Raw genomic sequence first — 1,501 nt, forward strand, 5'->3', positions numbered from 1 at the left:
CTGGCCGCGGCGCCGCAGGCCGCGCCGAAGCCGGCCACCGCGAAGGCCGCGGCAGCGGGCGGGGCGCCGACCCGCGTCCTCTCCGCGGCGGTGCTGGCGATGACGCTGTTCTTCGTGACGCTCGCCATGTCCAACGGCGGCATCCAGAACTTCTCGGTGGCGGCCTGGGTGGATGGGCAGGGGCTGTCCCTGACCATGGCGAATGCGGCGCTGACCGCCTTCCTCTTCGCGAGCGCCGGTGGCGTGCTGGCGGGCGGCATCGTCGCCGACCGCACCAGGCATCACGGGCTGGTCGCGGCCTTCGGCTTCGGCTCGTCGGCGGCGCTGGTGCTGCTGGTGGGTTCGGGTGGCGTGCCGGGGCTGCTGCTGGCGCCGGTGATGGGCGCGGCGGGGTTCCTCTCGGGCATGATCATGCCGTCGCGCGACATGCTGGTGCGCGCCGCGGCGCCGCCGGGCCAGGCGGGGGCGGTCTTCGGCATCGTCTCCACCGGGTTCAACCTGGGCGGGATGGCGGGGCCGCCGCTCTTCGGCTGGCTGCTCGATTCGGGCGAGCCGAGGCTGGTCTTCGTCACCGCCGCGGCCTTCATGCTGCTGACCTCGGTGATGGCGCTGGCGCAGGAATGGCGGCTCGCGCGCCGGCGGCGGCTTCCCGCGCCGGCGCCGGCGGAATAGGGTCGGCGTCGCAAGGACTTGATTGCCCGGCGGGGAATGCGGCAGCCTGTCGGTTCGCGCGACCGAGGGTTCGGCCGCTTTGCATGGCCCGGCGGCGGGGGCTGGGGCCGGGGCACCGGCCCGCCGCCGCACCCGGCGGCGGACGCGCCGGATCTTCGGGGACCGCTTCGGTTGCATTCACGGCAGAGCATCATGCGGAGCCCTCGCAGGCAGCACCTCGTTCCGGTGCTGATCCTGCTGTCGGCAGTGCTCGTGCCGGCGCTGCTCTTCGTCATCCTGACGCTGCACGACAAGGGCCATGAGCGGCAGGAAGTGGCCGAGCGCGTGGTCCAGGCCAGCCTGGTCGGCCGCGAGCGGACGCTGCGCCTGATCCAGCTCGCCCTACTTTCCCTGGATCGGCTGGACGACGCCACGGCATCCCTGGGCTGGCCCCAGGCCCAGGCGCGGCGAACCACCCTGCAGGCGGATCTCCACCGCATCGAGCAAGGCCTGCCCGGCCCCGCCGCCCTCATGCTGGTGCGCCCCGACGGGCGCGTCGCCGTGGCCGGCGGGGGCGAGGGGGCGGCCGCGCTCGGCGAGGCCGCGGCGCTCGAAGGGCTGCGCCTGCCACGCGACGGCAGTCGCGGCCCGGTCTTCGAGCCGATGCCGCGCGACCTCGCCGCCAGATGGCCCGGCCTGCTGGTCGGCCGCCCGCGCGGGCAGGAGGGCCGCCCCTTCGATGGCATGCTCTTCGCCGCGCTGCGCGAAGATGCCCTCGCCTCCGCCTGGGAGCAGGCCGGGCCCGGCCGCTACGCCCTGCTGCGGGAGGACGGCGCGGTGCTGCTGCGCC

General features: G+C 75.3%; 2 protein-coding genes. Both read left to right on the top strand.

The features are described 5' to 3' along the window. On the top strand, positions 1-672 hold a 672-nt coding region (locus GXW76_RS25310; protein ID WP_211864905.1), incomplete at its 5' end, for an MFS transporter. Positions 673-864: 192 nt separating this feature from the next. Then, positions 865-1,501 (top strand): hypothetical protein (locus tag GXW76_RS25315; protein ID WP_211864906.1); only part of this gene is annotated, 637 nt, incomplete at its 3' end.

Source organism: Neoroseomonas soli (genome assembly GCF_018129065.1).
Classification (GTDB): Bacteria; Pseudomonadota; Alphaproteobacteria; order Acetobacterales; family Acetobacteraceae; genus Neoroseomonas; species Neoroseomonas soli.